Origin of the sequence: Thiohalocapsa sp., from assembly GCF_019695415.1 — a bacterium.
In the GTDB taxonomy this organism is placed as follows: domain Bacteria; phylum Pseudomonadota; class Gammaproteobacteria; order Chromatiales; family Chromatiaceae; genus Thiohalocapsa.
Genome location: NZ_JAIFKJ010000306.1, coordinates 1 through 3,658 on the forward strand (window position 1 = coordinate 1; position 3,658 = coordinate 3,658).

A 3,658-nucleotide genomic window follows, 5' to 3' on the forward strand; every position below is an offset into this window, starting at 1 on the left:
CTTCCGGGCGGGCCGTTTTGGGGGCGGCATGGCCTCCCGTGAGACCATAGGCAACGCGGTGTGCGCAGCGTCGCGGCCAGAGGCCGATCCAGCGGAAACTTAGCCGGTCTCGTGCGGTGGGCGCTGCAGCTTGCTCGCGTCGTAGCCGACGGATTCGATGAAGTTCTGCATCTTCTCGTACTCTGCATCGGTGAAGGTCGGCGTGCGCTTCATGACCCAGACGTAGTCGCGCTTTGCGCGGCCGATAACGGTGGTCTGGTAGTCGTCATCCAGATAGATGATGCGGAAGTCGCCCTTGATGGGCCAAATGAACTGCATACCCCAGTGGGCGTTGGTCTCTTTGTCCAGCACGAAGCCCTTCGGCTGGTAGGTCTTGAGCGGCCCGTCGAAGCTGCCCTTGTTGAAGGTGAAGGTGGTAGCGATGGTCCCGTCCGGGTTGAGCTTGTAGCGCTCGATGGGGTTGTAGGCGTCTTTCTCGACAAAGGTCGGGATGTTGGCCACCACATACCAATCACCCATGAAGCGCTTGAGGTCGACATAAGACACGGTTTCCATCGGCTCGCCTCCGTCTTCCACACAGGCTGTGATCTGAAACATCATGAGCGCTGTCGCGAGCACGATTACGGCCCGCGGCAGTGGTTGCAGAGCAGATCGCATCACATGACCCGCCGATAGATGATGCGCTTACCCTTGCCGGTGTCGCTCTCGAGGCCGACCCAGCCGAGGTCGTCGTTGTACCAGAGGTCGATGGTGAGCTCGTCGGTGCGCAGGGCATAGCGCTCAGCGGGGACGGATTCGCCGTTCTCCACTTCGATGGTGTCGCGCCCTTTGGATTGGACGCGCACTTGCTCCAACTCGCCCGTTTGCGGGTTGAGCAGGCGGCGCTTGGACAGGAACGCCTTGTCCCAATACGTGAAGGTCTTCACGCAGCCGTCGGCGCGCTCGACTTCATCACCCGCCTCGATCCGGAACGCCTCGCCCAAGGCCTCGCCGTTGACCGCGTAGCGTGTGCCGTTATCGTCGGTGGTGGCATCGATGTCCGTGAGGCAACCGTTGCGGAAGACCTCGTTGCTGGTGTGCCGATAGCGGTAGGCGTTGATGAACAGAAAATCCACATCGAAGGCGGCGCGGCTCGTCACACGGGTGGTGCCACCGCTGTCTGCGATGCGGAAGCTGTGCTCACCGATGGGACGGTCGTCCAGATACACCTGGAAACGCAGCTGTTCGGCGGCGGCTGTGGTTGCGAGCATCAGTCCCGCGAGCAACATGACGCAGGCGATCAGGGCGCTGCCCTTGGCGAAGGTCTTGGTCTGGGGCATGGTCAGTCCTCAAGGTTTTGGGCCCGCGCCGGGGGCGGGGCTGATGGGTTAGGTCACGCGTTTGCCGCCGCCTTGGGCGGCCCGGGAAAAAAGGCGTTGGTGCGGTGGATGTAATCCTGGTAGGTGGGGCGGCGATGGCGCATGTCCTGCTCCAGCAGGGCCACGCCGGAGACGCGCAGGAGCAAATAGGTCATCAGGATGGGGCCGATGATGGTCCACCACGCGCCGGCGGCGAGGGCGAACAGGTAAAAGGCCCACCAGATGCACGCTTCGCCGAAGTAGTTCGGGTGGCGGGTGTAGCGCCAGAGGCCGGTGTCGAGCACCTTGCCCCGATTGGCCGGGTCAGTCTTGAAGCGTGCAAGCTGCTGGTCGCCGATGGCCTCGAAACCGAATCCAAGCAGCCAAAGCGCCACGGCAATGGCATCGAGCCAGCCAAGCGGTGCGGCACCGAGCACGGCGCCAAGGAGCGGCAGCGAGATGATCCAGGCAAGGATGGCCTGCAGGGCGAACACCAAGTAAAAGCTCTTGTAAGCAAAGCTTGGCCCGTGCTCGGCGCGGATGGCCCGGTAATGACGATCCTCGGGCTCCCCCCACTGTCGCAACGTGATGAACACCGACAGCCGCACTGCCCAGACGGTGACGACGAAGAGCAGCAGGTGCGCCCGTTCGGTAACGTTTGGCGACTGGACCACATAGACCAGCGTCATCGCCATGAACAAGAGCGACCACAGGGCGTCTGCGCTGCTGACATCGCGCCGGGGAATGCTCAGCAGCCATGCGACGACGGCCATGCCGAGCGCTGTCGCCAGCCCGGCGGAGTAGATTTGGATATCAAACACCCCGCACCGTCTCCGCGGAGTCCCGCTGGGCGTCTGCCGCGGTGGGGTACGGGGCGGCCGCGAAGCCGTCCCACCGCGCCGCGAGTGCCACCAGCACCGGCAGCAGTAAGGCCCAGCCTCCGCCGCTGGCGAGCATCGCCACCGTTTTGTCCGGGAAGGTGGCGGCGCCGAGGGCCGCACCTGCGGCGTACGCGATTGGAGCGAGCAGGCCGCCGGTGACGAGCGCGAGGCCGTAGCGCCCGTGCAGGAAGCGCAGCGATCGGTTAAGGAGCGTCGCGAAGGACGCCCACATGGCGATGATCCAAAGCGGCGGCAGCCAGCGTGCCGGTGTGCCGCCGGTGTAAGCCACCCAGCCGTGGCCCGCGATCTGGCCGTCCCAGAAAGCGCCCAGAGCGGCGGCGGCGGTAATCAGCAACGCCTCCCGTCGGGGCCGGGGCGCCGCCCGCAGGTGGGCCCACACCACCGCCGCCGCGGCAAACAGACCGAGCCAGGGCAAGCCGTTGGCGCCACCCAGCACACAAATGAGCCAGCACCCTTGGAACAGGCCAATATTCAGCAGGAGGCTGGACAACGGTTGGGATTGTCGGCGGTGCGTGGGCATGTGCGTCGGCAAGGCGTTGCTCTTTGCGACGGTCTCTCTCTGAGCGTGGTGAGATTGAGCAAAGGCGCGGGCATCACAAGTCCCGCGAACCAGAGCAACCGCGGCCGCTGATATGATTGCCGGGGCCCTGCTGCCCGAGCCTGTCACCGACTGTAAGGAGGTCTGCAATCGTGAAGTTTATCGGAGTCCGTCGGCTGCACCCGTCTGCCCGCGGCGGCGCCGTCTTTCTCGTCGCCGCGAGCATGGTCGTCGCCGGCTGTGCGACCGACGAATTCGGCAACCGCCGCCCGCTCACGGAGTCGGAGGCGGGGGTTGCCATTGGCGCGGCCGCAGGTGCCGCAGCGGGGGCGCTGCTCGGCTCGCGCAGCGCGGATGCCGGCAAGGGCGCGCTCATCGGCGCGGTCGGCGGCGCCATCGCCGGCGGTCTTGTGGGCAGTTACATGGAACGGCAGCGCAAGGACTTCGAGCGTGCGTTGGCGGACGAGATCGCCCGCGGCGACATCCGCATCGAGGAGCTGCCGAACCATGGTCTGCTGGTAGGCATGACCAGCAGCACTGCCTTCGACGTGGACTCCGCCGAGATCAAGCCAGGCTTCTACAGCACCATGGACAAGATCAGCGCCATCGTGAACAAATATGGCAAGACGCGACTCGATATCGCCGGCCACACGGACGATACCGGGTCGGATGCCTACAACCAGGCGCTGTCCGAGCGGCGTGCGGGGGCGGTGGAATCCTACTTGTTGGCCGAGCAGGTGATTCCACAGCGGCTGAGCAGCGCTGGCTATGGCGAGCTCAGGCCCATTGCCACCAACGACACGGATTACGGCCGCACGCTGAACCGACGGGTGGAGATCAGTATCGAGCCCATCGTCGCCGAGGCGGGCTGAGCGCCGGGG

Annotated in this window: 5 protein-coding genes; 1 reads left to right on the top strand and 4 read right to left on the bottom strand. The window is 65.2% G+C overall.

The annotated features are described in order from the left end of the window. Positions 1–99 precede the first annotated feature (99 nt). The 4 genes from I6U14_RS08885 to I6U14_RS08900 all read right to left on the bottom strand — a co-directional run bounded on the left by I6U14_RS08885 (position 100) and on the right by I6U14_RS08900 (position 2,729). A complete protein-coding gene (locus tag I6U14_RS08885; RefSeq protein ID WP_296898573.1) occupies positions 100–555 on the bottom strand; it encodes a lipocalin family protein in 456 nt (151 codons plus the stop codon). A 101-nt stretch (positions 556–656) separates the two neighbouring features. After that, positions 657–1,319, bottom strand: coding sequence for a DUF6134 family protein (locus tag I6U14_RS08890; protein ID WP_296898575.1), 663 nt, complete (start codon positions 1,317–1,319; stop codon positions 657–659). Between the two features lie 53 nt (positions 1,320–1,372). Continuing rightward, positions 1,373–2,158, bottom strand: coding sequence for a DUF1295 domain-containing protein (locus I6U14_RS08895; RefSeq protein WP_296898577.1), 786 nt, complete (start codon positions 2,156–2,158; stop codon positions 1,373–1,375). Then, positions 2,151–2,729 (bottom strand): DUF2878 domain-containing protein, encoded by a 579-nt coding sequence (locus I6U14_RS08900; protein ID WP_296898579.1) that lies wholly within the window; start codon positions 2,727–2,729, stop codon positions 2,151–2,153. The genes I6U14_RS08895 and I6U14_RS08900 overlap by 8 nt, the downstream gene beginning before the upstream one ends. A gap of 200 nt (positions 2,730–2,929) precedes the next feature. On the opposite strand from I6U14_RS08900, the gene I6U14_RS08905 reads away from it, so the two are divergent. Then, positions 2,930–3,649: an OmpA family protein gene (locus tag I6U14_RS08905; protein ID WP_367115650.1), complete on the top strand. Its 720-nt coding sequence runs from the start codon at positions 2,930–2,932 to the stop codon at positions 3,647–3,649. The last annotated feature ends 9 nt before the right edge of the window (positions 3,650–3,658 follow it).

Coding starts and splice junctions, on each gene's coding strand:
- I6U14_RS08885 (WP_296898573.1), bottom strand. CDS start 555: ATGGAAACCGTGTCTTATGTCGACCTCAAGCGCTTCATGGGTGATTGG.
- I6U14_RS08890 (WP_296898575.1), bottom strand. CDS start 1,319: ATGCCCCAGACCAAGACCTTCGCCAAGGGCAGCGCCCTGATCGCCTGC.